Raw genomic sequence first — 19416 nt, 5'->3', positions numbered from 1 at the left:
CGCACCGCTCCTTCGTCACGCCTTGATTGACCAGGAAATCACTCCAGCATTAGTCTCTTTTGAATCGCAGAGTGGTATTAGGCTAGATCAAGGTGAACCGCGAATAGAATTGTTACCACCACTCTACTGCTACACGCACTAGGATTCTTTCATGAGTTGGCAAGGTGAGCTTGGCTTTCGGCCAAGGAGAGATGTGCATTTCAGCCTATGGATTGGCTTCGCCTGCTCCAAAGCCTGCTATGATAGATCGCCTACGGCGATTGAGAGATCCTGTAGTTTTTTGAGATAGAAAAGGCTGGGAACGCTTTGGAGCGGCCCAGCCCTAGAGTTTACTGCAGTGTTTTTGTCGCCTCCTTAGTTTGCTAGAATGGAGCGGGAGCCCATTCTGGGATGCCAGATTCCTTGAGCTGCTTGTCGTAGCGGTGCTTGAAAGGCTGGTCTTCAGGCTTAATGGTAGGGAGGCCTTCGTTGACCATGAGTGGCTGGACTGAGTCCCACCATTTGTCGTAAGACTTACGGAGGCGGTCAACCACTTCTGGGTACTGAGAAGCGACATTGTTAGTTTCACCTGGGTCTTTGGAAATGTCGAAGAGTTCCTTGTTGTTATCGAGGCGCCATTGCTGGGTGCGGACGGCGCATTTTTTGTATTTGAAATCTTCGCGCTTCCCTTCTGGCCAGCGACCACAGTGGATGAAGAGCTCTCGGTCGTCCCACTCTGCATTGGCATTCTTAAATAATGGAAGGAGTGAGCGGCCTTCGAGTTCCTGCATTTCAGCGGGAAGTTGAACGCCTGCGAGCTCGCAGACGGTCGGGTAGATGTCGAGGTGGGCAGTGAGAGCATCAATGTCGACTCCTTGGCCGAGCATGCCTTTCCACTGAATGAAAAATGGGACATGGGTGCCACCTTCGAATGGAGAGTTTTTACCACCTCTGAGGCCTGCATTGAAATAAGGAATCTCCTTGGTAGAGCCTTTTCCTACAGCACCATTATCGGTCATGAAGATGACGATGGTGTTCTCTAGGGCGTTCCATTTTTCAAGGTTTGCCATTAAGCGGCCGAAGTTATCATCGATATTTTCGACCATGCCAAGGCGTGCAGCGGAGTCTTCTGAGGCACCGAGTTCGAGAAAGCGCTTCTTGTATTTTTCGGGTGCCACGAATGGACCATGTGGAGCGTTTACTGCGATGTAGGCGAAGTAGGGGGTCTCTGTAGTCTGCTGTTGTTTGATCCATGACATTGCAGCATCGAAGAAAAGATCGGTGCAGAAGCCCTTAGTTTTCACGACGGTGTCGTTATGTAGTAGGACATTATCGAAATAGACATTCTCTTCATTGACTGGGAAATCGCCGTACTGAGTCTGGCCAATTCCGCCAGCACCGTGCATGATGACTTCATCGAATCCGCGGCTCTGCGGGAGGTATTCTGGCTCGTCACCGAGATGCCACTTACCGAAGAGGCCGGTGGAGTAGTCGGCAGTTTGCAATGCCTGCGCCAGTGTGAAGGTGTCCAGAGCCATGCGTTCGCGCTGGAGAATAGTGTGGGTGACGCCATTTTTAAATGGAGCGCGGCCACTCATCAGAGCTGCACGGGTGGGTGCGCAGGTCGGGCTGACTTGAAAGTCAGTGAGACGAGTCGCGCCTCCGTAAAATTTATCAATATTCGGGGTTTTCACCAAGGTGTTACCCATGCAGGAAAGGTCGCCCATGCCTTGGTCATCGGTGATCACTACGATGATGTTAGGCTTGCTGCCTTCTAAAGTTTTCGCGGATGCACCGGTAACGAGCGCTGTGGCCAAGACGAGGCGAAGTCCGAGTGTTAGGTTTATTTTCATACTGTGTTGCTAGAAAAAGCTATAAGGAAGAAGCGAGAGACGTGTCGGGTGTCTCTCGCTAATTCACTGTGTTTACATGATTATGCGACATGCCGCCAAGTCTTTCGATGGCAGAGTCGGATGAGGGGTGGAATGATGTCCAGGTCCTATACCATTTAGAATGGTTCTGGCGCCCACTCAGGGATACCTTTTTCTTCCAGTTGCTTGTTGTAGCGGATTGAGAGTGGGAATTCCTCTTTACCGAGCTTAGGTAGGCCTTCGTTGACCATCAATGGAAGCGTGGAGGCCCACCATTTATCGTAAGATTTACTGAGTTGCTCGACTACTTCTGGGTAGGCGCTAGCGACATCTTCTTTTTGGAAGGGGTCTTTGGAAATATCGTAGAGTTCCTTATTGTTGACCAAGCGCCAACGGTCGGTGCGCACTGCACACTTTTCATAGATGGCAGCATCGCGTTTTCCTGGGTTCCAGCGACCACAGTGGAAGAAGAGTTCGCGGTCATCCCATTCAGCTTTTGAATCTTCCAAGAGCGGGATGAGTGAACGGCCATCAAGCTCCTGCATGTCTTCAGGTAATTTAGCTCCTGCTAATTCTGCGAAGGTTGGGTAGAAATCAAAATGTGCTGTTAGTGAGTCAACATCCACATTCTCTGGGAGAACACCCTTCCACTGCCAGAAGGCTGGGACGTGAGTGCCGCCCTCGTCTGGTGAGTTCTTTCCGCCTTTGAGGTTGGCGTTGAAGTGCTTCAGTTTTTTTCCATTGAGCTTACCACTGAGGTGGGTCGCGCCGTTATCGGTCATGAAAATGACGATGGTGTTGTCGAGTGCATTCCATTTCTCGAGGTTTTCGAGGAGCTTGCCGAAGTTGTCGTCTATGTTCTCGATCATGCCGTAGCGGCCAGCAGTGCCCTTGTCGTAGCCAAGCTCGCGGAAGCGCTTGGTGTATTTTTCAGGAGCAACGAGCGGTGCGTGTGGAGCATTAAGAGCGATGTATGCGAAGAAAGGGGTTTCTGTAGCTTCTTGCTGTTTGATCCATGAAAGGCCAGCATCAAAGAAGAGATCGGTGCAGTAGCCTTTGGTCTGCACGATGGTGTCATTGTGCAGCAAGACATTATCAAAATAGACATTTTTGTTATTTGGTGGGAAGTCGCCGAGACCTACTTGGCCAATGCCACCAGCTCCGTGAATCAATACTTCATCAAACCCGCGGCTGCCGGGAAGGTATTCTTCTTCGTCGCCGAGGTGCCACTTGCCAAAAATACCTGTAGCATAGCCGGCTGACTGGAGCACTTCTGGGAGGGTGTAGCTATCGAGCGCCATGCGTTCACGTTGATAAATGGTGTGGGTGACGCCGTTTTTGAATGGAGCGCGGCCACTCATGAGAGCTGCTCGTGTAGGAGCACAGGTAGGGCTGACTTGAAAATCGGTAAAGCGCACTGCTTTGTCATGAAAGCGGTCGATGTGGGGAGTCTTGACGACTTCGTTGCCCATGCAGGAGAGGTCTCCCATGCCTTGGTCATCTGTGATGACGACGATGATGTTCGGGCGACTTCCTTCCAGGGACTTCGCTGTGGCGACTGCTGTGAGAGTCGCAGCCAAGACGAGGCCAAACCCGAGATTAAGTTTCATTTTCATTGTTGTGATTGTGGGTGTAGACAGAGTGAGAGTATCCTAAGCTTATTCACTTTGTTCTTATTGGATACATAATACGCTAGGGCTCGCCAAGTCTTTCGGCGGATTGAAAGGATTTATGTGCGTTGGGGAGAGATATGACAAATTTCGGAACTGGCTTCTTGACGGTGCGTCTTATCGCTGGATGCTAACAGCGTCTTCCGATTAGCGGTCAGGCAGTAATGAACTCCTATGAGCTGGCTCCAAGTAACAGAAAGCATCCTGCCATTTACCGCAATTCAGCTTTATTTGTTCTGCCTGCTTTACCTTATGATTGCTCGGAAGCGGTTTGTTGAGTCCTTTGCTTTTTTAGCGCTGTTCTTGGGGGCGATGATTTTCTTTCTGGCGTGTTACTTAGTGGATATATTGGTGGTAGATATTTCCACCCCCAAGCTGATTCAGACGAGAATGGTCGTACTGTTCTCGATAGGTTTCCCCTCATTAACCATAGCTAGCTCAAGGCTCTGTCAGCTCGATTTCACTAAAACAAAGATGCTGAGTATCTATGTGCTGGGAGTGGTGCTATCCTGTATTTACATGCTCTTCTTTAGTCTGGGATGGAGGACGTATTTTGGTGCCGATGGGGGGTATGCTCCGCAAATTTTCCCGGCATTTCAGCCGAGTTTCCTATGGGGTCAGGTAATGGCGGTTACTGCGGCCCTCTTCTTAGTCGTACTCCCTTGCTCATACCAATTGATCGTTTCAGGACAGCGTGATCTGAAGAGCAGGGCCTTTGTCTCGAGCGCTATTTTATTTGCGGTGCTCTTTGTTATTGGGATTCTGAGTAAACAATGGTGGCTTTATTATTTTGGTTCTATCGTGTCTGCCTCGATTTTCTTGGCTGCCATTTATGTGGATATCCATCATCTGAACCAAACGGCTTCCTTCCTCAAAGACGAGCTCCGCAAACAGGTGCTTAGAGGTAGCCAAAATACTACTGAGCGAGTTTCAGAATTAATTGAGAGTCTTGAAGTCTCTTCTCGGGGGAATTTAGAAATCTATAAAATGCGGATCAGAGAGGTCCTCAGCATGATTGCAGATGACGCGATCGAGTCTGGTGGCGATGTGGAGGAACTGTTGAAGAGAAATCAGGAGAATCTGAGTAAAATTGAGCAAGCTCAGGACTTAAAAACTCTCACAGAAGTGACCGAGCATGAAGCGCAGGAGCTCACTGAAATTATCGTCAACATTCCGAATCAGCGGCGCGCTCAAGTGATTCAAGAAGTGAAAGAATACGTCTCATGCCATCTGGAGCAAGACCTCAAAATTAATACAATCGCAGGTACATTTCATCTGAGTAAATCGTACCTGACAAATGGCTTCAAAGACGTCGAAGGTCAGACGCTCAACCAATATATTACGAAGCAGCGTATTGAGAAATCTAAGGGATTACTAAAAAATAAAACGGTGACCGAGACTGCTTTTGACGTGGGATTTAGTAACTCGAACTACTTCTCCACGGTGTTTAAAAAGATCACAGGGAAAAGCCCGAAAGAGTATCAAGATAGTTTGAAATCAGCTGTTTTAGAGGATTAAAAAGCGATTTTAGAGATCTTCTAAGCGTATTTGGAGGCGGGGCAGCACTTTATGGTTCAGTCTATTGGGCAAACCTACACCTAATGATGTTACACAAGACGCTATTTCTACTTCTCTTTTTTGTATTGTCCTTCCCGCACTCTTTGTTTGCTGCGCCGGACACGACCACCAACCGCTACGCGACTGTAGCAGACGCTGACTATTGGCCATCGGTAAACGAAGGCGATTACATTTTCTTCCAGGGGAATAATGATAATGGTGATGATATTTACGCAGCGGCGGGGACTAATCACCTGAAAGTAGAACTTCCAGCGGGGAGAAAGATTTTGATCTACGCTGGCGATTACGAACGCATCCTAATCAATGGCGAAGGCTGCGAGAGTACTGCAGAAAACCCGACTGTCATCACGAACTTAGGAGGCCAAGTGCGCTGGGGAAATAGCCAGGAAGCGAATCATTACCGTACGCTCGAACTCTACAATTTCGACCATCTCCATCTCACTGGGAAATACGATCTAGAGAGTCAAACTGGAGATGCTGCGTACTTAGGTCATAATGGAGGAGAGAACTTAGGAACTGGCGATTACTACGAACGCTATGGACTCTGGGGGAATCCTAAGTGGTCGGGGATTCTCTACCACAATAGCTACGGTAACGGTGTACGGATTTATCGCTGTAAAACGACGAAGATTGACTATGTGGCCAGTTGGGGTGGTTACTTTGCCTCATTTAATGTTAAAACAGATAACCCTTCGGCACCTGGAGAAGTGGAGGTGGATATTCAAGATTGTTTTGCGGGTTTTGGAGAGGGAGAGGCCTTCTACATATCCTACTCAACCAAGGCGTATGATCAGGATATTACCAAGCTAACTCTTAGAAATAACATCACAGTATTCACTGGGGCTGAGGCGCTACAGACCGATAACCTCGCGGAAGGTTCAGTCATTGAGAATAATATCTGTCTCGGTTCGGCTACCTTTTTCCGTCATCCCTTCCAGGCTCGTTTCCAAGATAATTTACACCAGCTTTCCTTCGCTGAAGGGGATGTCACGGTTCGCAATAACTTGTTGATCGGGACGAACGGCGCACTGCATCAGTTTCGCTATCGTGATGCAAACTCAGGCACCGTTACGGGTCGGACAGATCCGACGGCGGATAAGCCGGTAACAATGGAGAATAATTTCTATGGTTTTGGGCGCACCACCATGGGCTATATGTGGCAGGGTGACGGGATCACTCCTTATCTATTTAAAAATAATGTTTACGGAGACATCACTGTTCCGGGTACTGATGATACGATCAGTGTAGAGCAGGAAGATGATTCTGGATTTTTCAAGATCGCCAACAATAACAACGCAATAACCTTTGAGGGGAATATGTATCCAGCCGGGCGGGATCTTTATTTTATCAGCACGGTGGATGGTGGGAACATCACGAGGACTAACAATATCCAGCAGGCTGCTCCTACCATTCAGTTTAAAAACTCTGGATTTTCGAACGCAATTGACTGGCGCACCATTACTTTCTGGGCTGCCGCCTATGATAATACACCGACAGATTTCGAAGTGAACAAAAATGGTGAGTTCATTCCCTACGCATTGGGAGAGATCGTCATTTTCTATGATGCAGCTGGGAACACAAAGTTCTTCGAGTGTGTGCAAGCGCATGCAGGTGATTATAATCCAAATAGCTCGCCGGCCTACTGGTCTCAGCTGACTTGGGATGGCCGGGATCTACCTCCATTTGACCTGCGGATTGAAAAAGATACCTACTACAACTATCGTGGGATGGGGCTTACCTATAATGAAGCTAACGAAACTTCTTCCGATCTCACGGCTCCAGTGATCACCCTAGTTGGAGGTGCTGCTAACTTCAAAAAAGGAACCCCCTACTATGAGCCTGGATTTGCGGCTATTGATAACAAGGACGGTGATCTCTCAGACCAAGTCGTGGTTGAGTGGGTGGGAGAGGAGTATGACTCGCAGCAGCTGGGGAATTACCAGCTGAGCTATCAAGTTATAGACGCGGCAGGCAATATCTCTGAGGAGTCGTTTCGTTCTGTGATTGTCTCAGACTCCAACGTCAGTATCACCAAGGAGATCAAAATTAATATGCATCAAAATGGGCAAGTAAATCTGAGTGACTGGACTGACCTGGCAAATAGCACACAAGGTTTACTCAACTCAAAAGGGGAGGCAACTATCACTCAGCTCTTTGATAGTGATAGCCAGTCAACGGGATACGTTCTGACGATCGATAACATAGAAGGCGGTGCCTCAGAGCATTATAAAACCCATAATAACGGGACTGGGAATGGCCGTGAGATTGGAGCGTTTCCTGCAGTAGTCACTCAGAGAGGGCTGCGGCTTCGAGACCCGCATGAGAATCCCTGTCAGTTGCATTTCACGAATCTACGGAATGACCGATACTACGACATCTACTTCACTGGCTATATCTCAGAGGCTGGTAATAGCTTAGAATCCACACTGACGCACATATCCAGCAATCAATCTGCTACTGTCGATATTCGTGAGAATGCGAATGAAGTGGGCTTGCTTTCAAATCTTTCTACGGATGGAAGTGGAGCTCTCATTGTCGATTTCACCACTGCCACTTCCGGTGGGCTGCCGAACATTTCTGGAGTAATTATAGAGGAGAAGAGCGCAGTTGGGCTCGCGAGCCATGCTCCAAGTATGAATCAGCCTAGTGCTGTGTCGGCAATCATTGACGAGGAGACGACTCCAATCGGTTTAGTGCTCGCTGATGAAGATTCATTGGTCTCAGACTTAACGATCACAGCCTTCACTAGCGACTCTAACATTCTAGCACTAGATGACATCCTAATCACTGGGGATGGTGTGAGCCGACAAGTCACATTGGTAGCGCGAGCTGTAGGTGAGGTGGATGTGACTTTGCTCGTGGGTGATGGCGTGACGTACGTTCCGTACATCTTCCGCGTGAATGTCGTGAAGAGTAATTCACCCAGCGCTACGCCTGTAGGCGATGGTGCGGGCTATGATCTTATGGGGGATGAAGTCGCTAGCTTTCGCTCTACGAGTCAGGTGAAAACCCTAGATGTCGATGGTGATAATGTCTACGGGACGGAGGGGTATTTTTTCTATGGGAATGGGAGCAATGCGAGTAGCAACTCTGATGGTACACCAGCTTGGATTACCTCTATTACCGCTTCTGCGAGTAGTATCGTAGTGTTAGATGGATACTCCGATTTTGATAACCCGACCGAAACAATAGCAGAAAATGTACCTGACTGGACTTCCACGGGGATAGGAACCTTTAGGAATGATACAGCTAGCATGTGGTCTGAGTTGCTCAGCTTTTCTGTAGCGAGCTCGGCCCCGAGATCATTTCGGCTAGGTATAATGGCGGGGAATGAAGGGAATGCGGATGGCCGCTGGGATCCCGACGCATTCCGAATGATTCACTCAGGTGAAGTGTTGGCTGAGGTTCGCTCCCTAGGAATAGAGTTAGGGATGGTTTTTTTTGATGTTACCCTACCCGATACCTTTGCCGGGAGCTTTTCCATTGAAGGGCTAACGCGTGATGCCGTACCAGACTGTGGGCCGACTCTTGCGGGTGTCGTCTTTGACGTGCCAGAAGCGGAAGCATTCGCATCATGGATTAGTGGATATGGACTCGTGGGCGAGAATGCTGGTTTTGAGGTAGATGTTGACCGTGATGGTATCCCGAATGGAGTGGAATTTGTTCTCGGCGGAAATCCTCAATCCAGAAACGCATGGATGCCTTCAGTGCTTAGATCTGGATCTAACTTACTTCTTTCATTCAGTCGTAATCCCGCTGCGAGCAGCAGTACGACACAGGTTTTTCAATATAGTGAGAACCTCCTGGAGTGGACCGATATCAAGCTCACCGGAAGCGTTTCTCCGGAAGTAGAGATTGGCAGTATCACTGATGGGGTGGAACCGATCATCGTGACCATCGACCAAAGCTCAGTTCAGGATAAACTCTTTTGGAGGTTCAAGGTCGACTTGAACGAATAGGTTACACTCATTCTATTCGGCTGATGAAGCTGGCTTTTAGCCAGCACGGTGATTCAACCCGATATACCTACGGCTCGAGCTCAGCGCTTCACCGCAGGCTTGTATGAGCCTCGGCTTTGCCGAGGTGGGAGAGTTGTGCTGTATCGAGTTATCGGGTGTTGATGGATACGAGAAGGTAGGGACGTCGCTCCGCCGACGTCCAGATGTGCACCGAACTTAGAACAGCAAACGTCACGACTCTGGTTTTGAGCACGCTTTACCCATCTGCGACCTTCCATGGTATTAATACATCGTCACAGCTGGACGTCTAGGTAGAGACACCGCTCTGTCGGTGTCTAGCAATGCACCCTTCTTTGAGCCGCAAATGCCAGGCCATTGGTTTCGAACACGCTTTACCCATTGCGATTCTTTAAGGTATTCAGACATCATCATCGCTGGACGCCTAGGTAGAGACACCGCTCCGTCGGTGTCTAGCTGTGTACGCTTCTCTGAGCCGTAATGGTTAGGAGATTGGTTTCGAGCACGTCTCTCCCGTCTGTGATCCTCTAGGGTATTAAGATATCATTACCGCTGGACGTCGGCGACGTCCCTAGCTAGGAAAAAGGCTGGCTCATGCTGGTATGTATGTGTGTCGGGAAGTGGACACAAAAAAGCGTGGGGTGGTCTAATGACTACGCCCACGCTTTTGGAAATTAAAACCTAAGATAACTTACTTACGACGACGTAAGATCAATGCAAGACCGCCAAGACCGAGAAGCGCTGTGCTGGATGGTTCTGGGACTGCTGTGACCTCCATGGTGAAATCGATTTCTCTAGTTACCCAGCGCTGAGGGTTAGCTGATGCTTCGGTGATTTGCGCAGAGGTGATGTAAAGAGGGTCACCTTCAGAGAAGCCAGTGATCTCGTAGTTTGTTTGATTCCATCTAGTCTCATACAAGCCTGAACCTTCACCAATTACAGCCACGTGACCATAACTATTACCAGTTTCTGTAGCATGTGATCCGAAAAAGTTACCTAGGGATACATCGTAAGATCCAGTGCTTGTAGTTAAAGCTTCATTTAGGATGCTAAACTGAAGTGTTTGGCCCGCGTTCATTGTGCCATTAGCAACAGCCCACCCATTAGCGTTTACTGTAACTGCTGTGTCAGTTGTACCAATAGTCGCAGTGGCTCCGTTCTTGCTGACTTCAGTTTCAGAACCGAGCATGGTGTTAGTTGTTACGCTCCCCGCCCAGCCTTGTACCAGAACGTCAAAACTTAGCGTGTCGTTAGTAGCGTCACCATCGTAACTAGAACCTGTGTATACAATAGTATAGACGAAATCGTTTCCGCTAGCAGCACCTGTAACGCTTAGCTCAGTGTCTGCAATAGTGTAACCACCAATAGCGAGTGTGTTACTGGCTAGTGAGCTGCTGAGTGAGGCAAAGGTGAGTGTTGCCGCCTGTGATGAAGCAGTAGCAAGGATGCCAGCTGCAGAAATGTAGAGGAGTTGTTTCATTTTTTGTATTTGTTGTGTGATAGGGGAGATCCCAGACAGTGGTGATTATTTAGGTGCCGTAGGTTCTTGTAAAGAGGTTAGAGTAAACACATGTTTGAATGTGTGGTTTGTTAGTTGTGAGGGTGTAACATTAGTGGGAACTCTTCTTGGCTTTCTTCTTTTTAGGGCCTTTAGAATTCGGGTTTAATAGTGGATCACCAAGTGCGGTGGTGAGAGTGGTGAGAGACTGTTGCATTTCTTCGAGCTTGCTGGCGTATTCTGGGTTCTTGGCGAGATCGTTCATCTCGTTCGGATCTTTCTTGGTGTTGAAGAGGCGAACGACATTTGCTTTTGGATAGGAAATGAATTTCCAGTCACCTTTGGTGATCATGCGCTGTTTGTCCATGTAGGCGCCGTAGATGGAGTCGTAGTGAGTTTTCTCCTCGTCATTGAGCAGAGGGAGAAGGCTTTTGAAGTCGATGTTGTCGCTCGGTGCGCTAGCGAGGGCGAGCGAGGTGGGTAGGATGTCTTGGATGTAGATAGGTGTGTCGATCTGGGCTCCGGCTTTGACATCTGGACCTACGACGAGGAAGGGCACGCGGACGCTGTGGTCGTACATGTTTTGTTTGCCGCTGAGTCCGTGGTGACCGACGGCTAGTCCGTGGTCGGCGGTGAATACGATGTAGGTGTTGTCTGCTTTTCCTGAGTCTTTGACTGCTTGGAGAATGCGGCCGATCTGGTCATCCATGTGGGTGACGAGGGCGAAGTATTCCTGGCGGTGGACTTTGACCGTGTACTCGGTGCGAGGGTAGGGCATGAGCTTTTCATCGCGCAGACCGAGGCCACAGATTTTATCGGCGTAAGGGTACTGATCGAGGAAGTTTACGGGCAGCTTGATGCGGTCGAGCGGGTAGCGATCGATGTATTCTTTCGGTGCTTGGCGCGGATCGTGCGGAGCATTGAAGGCGAGATACATAAAGAAGGGTTTGTCTTCTTTTGCTGCGGTTTCTAAGAACTCGGTGCTATCGTCAGCGAGTACTTCGCTCCAGTGCTTGCCGCCTTCCCAGAATCCGCCGTATTTGGTTTCCCATGGCTTCCAGCCTTTGGCGTAGTCTTCTGGGGATTTCGGGCGATTGTATCCCGCTGGCGTCTGCTTCGGCATACCGGCGCGGACGTTTTTGGTGACATTGAAAAGATTATTTGGGTTGGCACCGGGAACATGCCACTTGCCTGCGAAGTAGGTTTGGTAGCCAGCTTGCTGCATGCGCTGTGACCACATTTGATTGTTCTCAATGGCTGGCTTGGTGCTTTCTTGGGCTTGCCAGAGGAAGCGGCCGTTGTTGATCATGGAGCGGCTGGCTGCGCAGACGGCTCCACCCCAGGCACCCATATTGTAGGCGTGGGTGAAGCTGGTGCCAGATTCGACCATGCTATCGAGGTGCGGGGTGTCGATGTCTAGCATGTCTGCTGCGCCGAGTGTCTCGTAGGACATGTCATCGGCGAAGATGAAGACGATGTTGGGTTTAGAAGTGTCGGCTTGTAGCACTGTGGCTCCGAGGGCAAGCGCGGTGAGGGCTGTGCAGGTTTTTGAAATGAATTTCATATGGAATGAATGGGTTGGAAATTAGTTGCTTGGTTGGAAATTGTCGCTGCGGAACGGGTAGGTTGGTAGACCGGCTGCATTGACGAGGTTGACGCTTTGCTTGCCGGCGAAGGCGTAGCGGACGTAGAGAGGTTTTTTGAGCTCAGAAGAGTGGAGGATGACGGTTTGTCCTTTCAGCACGGCATCGGCTTTGACCCACTTTTGCGAATCATCGGCGAGCCAGAATCCTGTCGGAGCTTCGCCGTCAGTGGTCTTCAATCCATCAGCGTGGTCGAAATGGACGATCGCTTTGTCGTCTAGGAGCTCAACTTTGTTAAAAACGGGACCTTGAGCTGTGATGTCTTGGCCGAGGGTGTCGCGCACTGCGAGAAGGGCGAGGCGTTGGCCCACGGGGAGTTTGTCTTTCGGGTGGATGTCTTTGATATCACCAAGGTCGATGGTGTTGGCAACTGAGGTGTGGGGGAGATTGAGCGCTTTAAGCTGAGACTCACGCATCCACGCCCATGAGTGGGTGGCGGGGTGTTCAGCGCCTAATTGTGGGCCAGTAGGAAGTGCCTTGAAGTAGCCAGGAAGCATGGTGACGAGGAAATGCATGGATGGGTTGTCCCATTCTTGGCGGTAGCGTTTGATCCATTCGGTGAGGGTGTCGCCGTACTTGAGCATGCCGGAGTTACGCGAGAACCAAGGTTCTTCGAGCATGCCAAACATTGACTGGGTGTTGCGCTCGCCTTGGAACCAGACGAGGCCGCGGCAGGCGTAGGGTGCGAGCGGGTGCATCATGGCATTGTAGAGCAGATTAGTTTGGCGGCGCAGGAAGACATCGTCTTTCTTGCTCCACGGGTTTTTCTTGAGGATTTCAGTGATTTGTTGCTGCGCCTCGGTATTGGCGTCGAACTCGTCGATCATGGTTTTGAAGTGGGGGACGGTCTCGGTCATGTCACGTGGCATCCAGGCCTCGAGCGAAGAACTGCCCCAACAGCTTAGAATGATGCCCACGGGGACGTCGGCATTTTGTTCGAGAGAGTAAGCGAAAGAGAATGCGACGGCGCTGCCGGGAACCTTTGTGCTCCATTGGCCTTCGAGCTGATCTTGCTCGGTGAATGCGACGGTTTTTTTGACTTCAAAACTGCGGATATTGGTGGCCTTGCGCTCTAGTGGGCGGACATCTGGGGTGATCCCCATCTGCATGTTCGACTGGCCGGAGCAGATCCAGACTTCGCCGACGAGGATGTTGCTGAGTGTGAGCTGGTCTTCAGTATTGGAGACCTTGAGCTCTTGCGCTTGCACGTTGGCTTCTAGTGGGGCGAGTTTGACCTTCCATTTGCCTTCGGCATCGGCTTGGGCGGATTTTTTTTGCCCTGCGAATTCGACGGTGACGGTGCTTCCTGCATCAGCGGTGCCCCAGACTGGGACGGGCATGTCGCGCTGAAGGACGGCGTTGTCGGTGAAGGGGGAGGCGACGCTTAGCTCCGCCATCAGAGAGTTTGGAATCAGAGCTGCCACGAAGGAGACAGCTGCTAATTTCTTGAAAGGATGATTCTTCATATGTGACTTTCGATTCTTAACGGAAAAACATTCATTAATCTATCATCATAGAGAGAAAAATGCCTTCCATACGCTCAGGGCATGGAAGGCATTTTGAGAGAATTGCGCGAGCTTTCTGTTGCGAGCGCGTTATTTATCGTGGTGCAGCATCAGAGTGCCGGAGCCAAAGTCGATCAAGGCGGATTGCTTGATTGGTTTAGGGAGGCTGGATTCGCTGGTGAGCTCTGTGAGGGTGACTGAATCGAGCTGGACGTGGCGGTTGTCGTCACGGCCATAGACGGCAAAGCGGTATTCTTTAGAAAAGTCGAAACTAGCCATTTCCCCTGACGCTTCAGTTGTTCCGTCAATGGAGTAGGTCCAGCTCGCGCCACCGTTGCCATTGCTAAGAATGCTGAAGGAAACCGCCACTGGGCCGGACGGAGTGACAGAGCCAGAAGGAGACGCATCAGGGAACTGGGTATTGTCGCCAGCACGGTCTAAGACAGTTACTGTGCTGCCGTTGACAAAATTGAATCCTTGTATGTCTGGGTCGAATGCCATCGCACAGATACCAATGCTGTAGACCTTGAGTGCTTCAGCGTCTTCGTCTCCGAATGGGCTATAGCCGGTGGAGTCCTCAGAGACGCCGCCTTTGCCGTAGCTGGTCAGGTCGGTGTCGGTACTGATCAGCCCCCAGGAGAGCGTGCTGCCGCCAACTCCCCCTTTGCCGCCGATGATTTGGTAAGTGACATCGAGCTTGAAACCATTGGCAGATTTCCAAGCCTGCTTAGTGTAGGCGATGCCTCGATTACGGAAATGTGAGCCTTTGGTGGAAAGGGATAAGTTGCCATCATCGACCCATTTGCGGGCGAAAATGGTGCGATTGAGCATCCCTCCACCAATTCCTTTGTTTTTAGCGAGCCCGTCACTTGTAAAGGAATCTTGGTAAAGAAGTTCGGCGTGTAAGGCTGCTGTAGAGAGTGCGAAGGCGCTGAAGAAAAGTGAGAGTCGGGCGATGGAGTGTACTAGGTTTTTCATCTTGGGTGAGGGGTGGGAGCTTGAGGTGGGTAGCCTTTGTACCGTGATCCAGTGGAGCAGTTACAAAAAAAGCGCGGGGAGTGTCCGACTCACCCACGCTTTTGAAAATTGAAATGCAATCAGCTTACTTGCGGCGACGGAGGATGAGAGCGAGACCGCTGAGGCCAAGAAGCGCTGAGCTAGATGGTTCTGGAACGTTGATTGGGGATTCAAGTGTTACGGCAACTCCTGTGACTGCCCAGCGAGCAGAACCGGTAGCTTGTGCATATAAATCTGTTGCTGGTGCTGAGTAGTTAGATAGCGCTGTGAGGTCGAGAGTGTTCGTGGCTGGGAGGTTTTTGAGGTTTGTACTTACTGTATTTCCTCCAAAGCTATCGAAAGAAGTAGCGATGAAATCCCCATTATTACCTCCATTGTTAGTGGTGATTGAGGAAAAAGTGAGGTCAGTGAAGTCTGCCATGGTAAGGCCACTTGAGCCTGCTACGAAATTGGTAAGTTGGAGTCCTGTGAATGAAAGGCCTTCACTGTCAGCTCCTTCGATGGTGTTTCGATGTCCATTAGCGTCATTGATTCCGTCAAAAGCTCCGCCTACATCACCCGACCAGTTCACGCCAATTTGAGATAGAGTACCCCATACTTCTGAAGTCGTTTCAGCTTTGCTAGTGGAACCAAGAGTATATACAAGGTCAAATGTGGCGCCGCCAATACTGTAATTTGTAGTGACGGTAGAATCTGTTATTGCGAGGTTGAGGTCTATGGTGAGAGTAGCAGCCTGAGCTGCACCAGCCATGAGTAGGCAAGCTCCGAGAGTGTAGAGTTTTTTCATAAATCTTTGTAATAAAATCCTAAGAGTCACTATACATGACTATTTCGGGGTGCTCCGTCAATGCGTTTTTAGGAAAGCTGGCCTAGATCGAGTGCTGCGGCGTGCTGGATAATGGCTTAATGAGAGGCGACCCAATCGAGCAGGTCTTGGTGGCGTTCCGCTGCGTAGAGGTGGGTGTGGAGGCCGTGTTTTTTGCCGGCTTCGATGTTCTCTGGGAGATCGTCGATGTAGAAGGTTTCGGCTGGATCGATCTGAAATTGCTCAAAGGACTTGAGGTAGAAGTCGTCCTCGGGTTTGATGGCGCCGATTTCGTAGGAAAAGACCGCGTGGTCGAAATGTTCAAACACTGGATACGTTTCCAGGCAGAAGGGAGCGTGGATGGCATTGGTGTTCGAGTAGAGAATGAGGCGGTGGCCTTGAGATTTGAGCTCTTTGGCTAAATCCCAAGTGCTGCCGATGGGGGTGAAGATGTGACGCCAGGCGTGTTTGAATTCCGCTTCGCTACCACGAAAGTCGAGCAGCTCAGATGCCCATTGGATGTATTCGGAGGTCTCTATTTTCCCGGCTTCGAACAGGTCCTTGCGCTCGATGATTTGTTGGAGGGCTGTGGGGTGAGAGTTGGAGCCTAATAAGGAATTCAGGGCTGGGGTGAAATCGAAAGCGAGCAGGACATTGCCAATGTCAAAGAGGTAGGTTCTCATGGGTGAGTGATGTGATCTAGAATGAAGTCCGCTGCTGCTGTGGCACCGCATGGTAGGCGGTGGTCAATGAGGCTTTGCTTCATCTCGCGCCATTCCTGAGCATTGTTAGCGGTCATTTGTTCGATGGCTTTGCGCACCTGTCTGGTGGACTCGGTGAGCTTGCCGGCATTGAGATGGTGGAGGAGGGCTAGGTTTCCTTCTTCTTGGCCGGGGACGAGGTGGTGGATGAGCATGGGGGTTTTCGCGGCAATGGCCTCGTGGACGGTGGCTCCGCCAGCTTTTCCAACGATGAGGTGGTGTTCGCAGAGGAGCTCAGGGACGCGGCGGGTCCAGCCCTTGATCTCGACTCGGTCGGGGAATTCTAATTGGACTTCGCGTGCACGATCATACAGCCTGCGCACATTTTTCCCCAAGACCACGGTGACTTCGGTGTTAGGAACTTTAAGAATGGCTCGCATGAAGCGTCTGACGGTTGGCTTTTTAGCCGTCGGGAAATAGAGGACCCGAAAAGGGGTGCAGGGATCGTCTGCTGGAATGCTCGAAAGCGATTGGAAGCGTGGGTGGACGGCAAAACCCGTGGTGATGATTTTCTCTGCCGGCAGTCCAATCTGTGTGAGCTTCTCTTCGGTTAAAGTGTCAGTGACTAACCAGAAATCTGTTGGGGCTTTTCTCCACGATGAATTGATTTCGATCGAGTCGGTGATGGCTGTGAAGACCGGGACGCGCTTAGCGCCGCGCTGGAATGATCGCTCGAGGAAATATGGGTAGAGCGGGTAGGTGCTGATAATAGCATCAGGCTGGTAGCTCAGGAGGGTTTCGTGGAGCGAGTTCTCAGGTTTCCGCATCATGGGGAGACGCTCTTTTGAGAAGTCGCGGGAGTCGGTGGAACTGTATATTTTCGCCCAAGTCTTAGGGGCGTGGGTGGTGATGAATCGGTAGAAGTTACGCAGCTGCTCATTGACCCATGGAGCTCCATTTGCGCAAGGGTCGACGATTTCTACTTCGGCATTTTTTTCGAGTGCCACGGCCAGGTGGTTGGCCGCACTGTTATGGCCCTCGCCAAATCCAGCGGTGGTGATCATGATTCGTGGTGGCCTCTGCTCATTCACGAGCTCGTTCATAGCAGGTTTATGGATGGCGTCTACGCTGTTCTCTACGAGTTAGAGAGCTGGATTTCTCTAGCAATTGTGTAGTTGCTAGCGTATTTTTTCCGCGATGTCCGAGCAAGAGTCCTCAAAGAAAGTAATTCACCGGTTGGAGCCAAAGAGGCGTCCAGTGGTGAGTACTTCTATTGATGATGCAGTAAAGTTAGAAGCGCTGGGGCAGGTGGCGCCAAGTGTGAATGCGCATTTTTTTGGAGAAGGTCCTGAGCATACAGTGGATGTGGAGAGTTCGTGGGATGAAGTAGATCTGAATACTCAGTCAAAGGGGCGTAAGTGGTTAACGAATTCTGTACTAAGCATTTCTGTGCTGTTTTTAGGTTTTCTGGTTTGGGGCTTGTTTCTTTCTAAGGCCACAGTGGAGAGAGTGACGGAAGTGATAGAGAGTGCGGAGGAAATACAGCTCAGTCACAAAGAAAAATCAGCCTCTCGACGGGCGGTGATACGAGACTATCTCAGTGCCAACAGCCTAGAAGAGAAGATGGAGTATGTTAGAGATCCTGAGCGTGTGAGGCCACTGATGGGAAAGTACTATGAAGTAAATCCGTTGCTTGCAGAGACTCCCTCTGAGGAGCATCCCGAGGAACCTGTCATGGGAAAAAGTGGAGTGCTGTGGCAGGTAAAAGCGCGCCAAGCTAAGCCGGGGCAGACACCCTTTTTGATGGTAGAGACTAGTGATGATGGATTGTCATTGATCGATTGGGAGACTGATGTGATTTATCAGCCGAGTAATTGGGAGGAGTTTATAGCTGTTCGTAGTACGCGGCCTCATACGTTTAGAGTATTTCTTCAAGTGGCCCAGCTCACAGGGTTTCACGGTTATGAATTTGCCGACTACACGAAGTACCGGTGTTTTAAGGTGACCATTCCAGGGCGCAAAGACTACCTGTGGGCGTATAGTGAAATTGGTAGTCAGCTGGATTTGAAACTGGTTAGTTTGATAACCTCAGGAGGGCGCAGGAATATCAACACAGCGAGGACTGTGCGAGCGATGGTGGAGCTTGAGTTTCCAGAGAAGAGCCAATCTGCGATGTGTGTTTCTATCGATGCCTTACTGCAGGCTGGGTGGTTTCACTAATTCTGCGGGTGAAGCACGAGATTGTTCCTTGTGTTTGCTGGGTTACAGGACTAGCGTGGCGAAGTTCAAAACAGCTCCAGTGAGGCTGGGTTTGAATTTATCGTTATGAAAACTAAGCAATGGTGGATGGCTGCGATGGCGGCTTTGGTTTGTACTGCAAGTAGCGTTTACGCTGGCGAGTTGCCGGAAGTGTTAGCGAAGCATTTCGATGCTGAAAAACCGGTAAAGGCCGAAATAGTCATGGTCGTGCCACCTCAGGAGTTTGAGAAGTTTGTGCAGAAGCTCAGCGAGGCAGCGCGAAAAGATCCTGAGTGGTTTGATGAACATTCTAAGAAAACTGCCGGCGGTAGTCCGATTCCTGATTACGATGAGAAGCTTGGTATGAGCCAAGAGGAGTATGATAAATACGTGAAGCTCTGGGATGAGCGTGAGGCAAAGCGTATTTCAGAAACAATGCTGATGCTTACAGAGTCAGGTGATGGGAAGTGGAAGCTGGTAGGTTCCGGAGAGGCTAGCTCACTTTCGCTACTTACCTTTGATCCTGAAAAAAATAGCTTTAAGTCGCCTAACGGGACTCTTGAGAGTATCGCTAATATTAAGGCCCCTAAGCGGAGTTTACTAGGAGCTTGGACAGGTGAAGAATGGCGCTATCAGTCAGAGAATAGTCTTACCAAGATGAAAGAAAATGTGGCGCTGGGAACCAGTGAAGACGGTAAATATAGTCTTTTGGTATATCGCCTCCAAGAGGTTTCTACGAAAGGTAGACCGCTTTTCGATCAAGGTTTAGTGATCCGCTTTGCAGCTAAAAAATAATAAGAGCACTTGGGAAAGGTACTTCCATATTTAATGAATAGGCGACGTCTCTGGCGCCGCCTGTTTTTTTGCATAATAGTACCCGTTATCGGGTTCTATCTCTTGGCGAATGTGTGCCTCAATAGTAGCTGGACGAGGA

The 19416-nt window shown here is 50.0% G+C and carries 13 protein-coding genes; 4 read left to right on the top strand and 9 right to left on the bottom strand.

The annotated features are described in order from the left end of the window. Window positions 1-362 precede the first annotated feature (362 nt). Both ACSHX2_RS04090 and ACSHX2_RS04085 read right to left on the bottom strand, forming a co-directional pair. Entirely contained in the window at window positions 363-1832 is a 1470-nt protein-coding gene (locus tag ACSHX2_RS04090) for an arylsulfatase (protein ID WP_435690836.1), read from the bottom strand. A gap of 155 nt (window positions 1833-1987) precedes the next feature. After that, window positions 1988-3460, bottom strand: coding sequence for an arylsulfatase (locus ACSHX2_RS04085; protein WP_435690834.1), 1473 nt, complete (start codon window positions 3458-3460; stop codon window positions 1988-1990). A 534-nt stretch (window positions 3461-3994) separates the two neighbouring features. Between ACSHX2_RS04085 and ACSHX2_RS04080 the strand changes: the two genes are divergently transcribed. Beyond that, window positions 3995-5038: a helix-turn-helix domain-containing protein gene (locus tag ACSHX2_RS04080; RefSeq protein ID WP_435690832.1), complete on the top strand. Its 1044-nt coding sequence runs from the start codon at window positions 3995-3997 to the stop codon at window positions 5036-5038. 83 nt (window positions 5039-5121) lie between these two features. Next, complete coding sequence (locus tag ACSHX2_RS04075; RefSeq protein ID WP_435690830.1) at window positions 5122-9057, top strand: immunoglobulin-like domain-containing protein; 3936 nt, start codon at window positions 5122-5124, stop codon at window positions 9055-9057. A 709-nt stretch (window positions 9058-9766) separates the two neighbouring features. Here ACSHX2_RS04075 and ACSHX2_RS04070 read toward each other — a convergent pair. The 7 genes from ACSHX2_RS04070 to ACSHX2_RS04040 form a co-directional block, all read right to left on the bottom strand. Continuing rightward, a complete protein-coding gene (locus ACSHX2_RS04070) occupies window positions 9767-10555 on the bottom strand; it encodes a PEP-CTERM sorting domain-containing protein (RefSeq protein WP_435690828.1) in 789 nt (262 codons plus the stop codon). Window positions 10556-10685: 130 nt separating this feature from the next. Then, entirely contained in the window at window positions 10686-12137 is a 1452-nt protein-coding gene (locus tag ACSHX2_RS04065) for a sulfatase-like hydrolase/transferase (protein ID WP_435690826.1), read from the bottom strand. A gap of 21 nt (window positions 12138-12158) precedes the next feature. Further along, on the bottom strand, window positions 12159-13682 hold the full coding sequence (locus tag ACSHX2_RS04060; RefSeq protein ID WP_435690824.1) for a sialate O-acetylesterase: 1524 nt from the start codon (window positions 13680-13682) through the stop codon (window positions 12159-12161). Between the two features lie 129 nt (window positions 13683-13811). Beyond that, on the bottom strand, window positions 13812-14699 hold the full coding sequence (locus ACSHX2_RS04055; protein WP_435690822.1) for a hypothetical protein: 888 nt from the start codon (window positions 14697-14699) through the stop codon (window positions 13812-13814). Between the two features lie 124 nt (window positions 14700-14823). Continuing rightward, window positions 14824-15525, bottom strand: coding sequence for a PEP-CTERM sorting domain-containing protein (locus tag ACSHX2_RS04050; RefSeq protein WP_435690820.1), 702 nt, complete (start codon window positions 15523-15525; stop codon window positions 14824-14826). A gap of 116 nt (window positions 15526-15641) precedes the next feature. After that, complete coding sequence (locus ACSHX2_RS04045) at window positions 15642-16226, bottom strand: HAD family hydrolase (protein WP_435690818.1); 585 nt, start codon at window positions 16224-16226, stop codon at window positions 15642-15644. Then, window positions 16223-17347, bottom strand: coding sequence for an MGDG synthase family glycosyltransferase (locus ACSHX2_RS04040; protein WP_435690816.1), 1125 nt, complete (start codon window positions 17345-17347; stop codon window positions 16223-16225). Before ACSHX2_RS04040 ends, ACSHX2_RS04045 begins: the two co-directional genes overlap by 4 nt. A gap of 94 nt (window positions 17348-17441) precedes the next feature. Between ACSHX2_RS04040 and ACSHX2_RS04035 the strand changes: the two genes are divergently transcribed. Together ACSHX2_RS04035 and ACSHX2_RS04030 are read left to right on the top strand one after the other, a co-directional pair. Continuing rightward, complete coding sequence (locus ACSHX2_RS04035) at window positions 17442-18464, top strand: hypothetical protein (protein ID WP_435690814.1); 1023 nt, start codon at window positions 17442-17444, stop codon at window positions 18462-18464. Between the two features lie 105 nt (window positions 18465-18569). Next, complete coding sequence (locus ACSHX2_RS04030; protein ID WP_435690812.1) at window positions 18570-19277, top strand: hypothetical protein; 708 nt, start codon at window positions 18570-18572, stop codon at window positions 19275-19277. The last annotated feature ends 139 nt before the right edge of the window (window positions 19278-19416 follow it).

Origin of the sequence: Rubritalea sp., assembly GCF_051252225.1 — a bacterium.
Taxonomy (GTDB): domain Bacteria; phylum Verrucomicrobiota; class Verrucomicrobiia; order Verrucomicrobiales; family Akkermansiaceae; genus Rubritalea.
This window is presented reverse-complemented; position numbering and strand designations above follow the sequence as displayed.

What these genes read in the sequence shown, in the direction of transcription:
- ACSHX2_RS04070 (WP_435690828.1), bottom strand. Translation starts at nt 10,555, where the DNA reads ATGAAACAACTCCTCTACATTTCTGCAGCTGGCATCCTTGCTACTGCT.
- ACSHX2_RS04090 (WP_435690836.1), bottom strand. Translation starts at nt 1,832, where the DNA reads ATGAAAATAAACCTAACACTCGGACTTCGCCTCGTCTTGGCCACAGCG.
- ACSHX2_RS04050 (WP_435690820.1), bottom strand. Translation starts at nt 15,525, where the DNA reads ATGAAAAAACTCTACACTCTCGGAGCTTGCCTACTCATGGCTGGTGCA.
- ACSHX2_RS04055 (WP_435690822.1), bottom strand. Translation starts at nt 14,699, where the DNA reads ATGAAAAACCTAGTACACTCCATCGCCCGACTCTCACTTTTCTTCAGC.
- ACSHX2_RS04075 (WP_435690830.1), top strand. Translation starts at nt 5,122, where the DNA reads ATGATGTTACACAAGACGCTATTTCTACTTCTCTTTTTTGTATTGTCC.
- ACSHX2_RS04030 (WP_435690812.1), top strand. Translation starts at nt 18,570, where the DNA reads ATGAAAACTAAGCAATGGTGGATGGCTGCGATGGCGGCTTTGGTTTGT.
- ACSHX2_RS04040 (WP_435690816.1), bottom strand. Translation starts at nt 17,347, where the DNA reads ATGAACGAGCTCGTGAATGAGCAGAGGCCACCACGAATCATGATCACC.
- ACSHX2_RS04085 (WP_435690834.1), bottom strand. Translation starts at nt 3,460, where the DNA reads ATGAAACTTAATCTCGGGTTTGGCCTCGTCTTGGCTGCGACTCTCACA.
- ACSHX2_RS04080 (WP_435690832.1), top strand. Translation starts at nt 3,995, where the DNA reads ATGCTGAGTATCTATGTGCTGGGAGTGGTGCTATCCTGTATTTACATG.
- ACSHX2_RS04065 (WP_435690826.1), bottom strand. Translation starts at nt 12,137, where the DNA reads ATGAAATTCATTTCAAAAACCTGCACAGCCCTCACCGCGCTTGCCCTC.
- ACSHX2_RS04045 (WP_435690818.1), bottom strand. Translation starts at nt 16,226, where the DNA reads ATGAGAACCTACCTCTTTGACATTGGCAATGTCCTGCTCGCTTTCGAT.
- ACSHX2_RS04035 (WP_435690814.1), top strand. Translation starts at nt 17,442, where the DNA reads ATGTCCGAGCAAGAGTCCTCAAAGAAAGTAATTCACCGGTTGGAGCCA.
- ACSHX2_RS04060 (WP_435690824.1), bottom strand. Translation starts at nt 13,682, where the DNA reads ATGAAGAATCATCCTTTCAAGAAATTAGCAGCTGTCTCCTTCGTGGCA.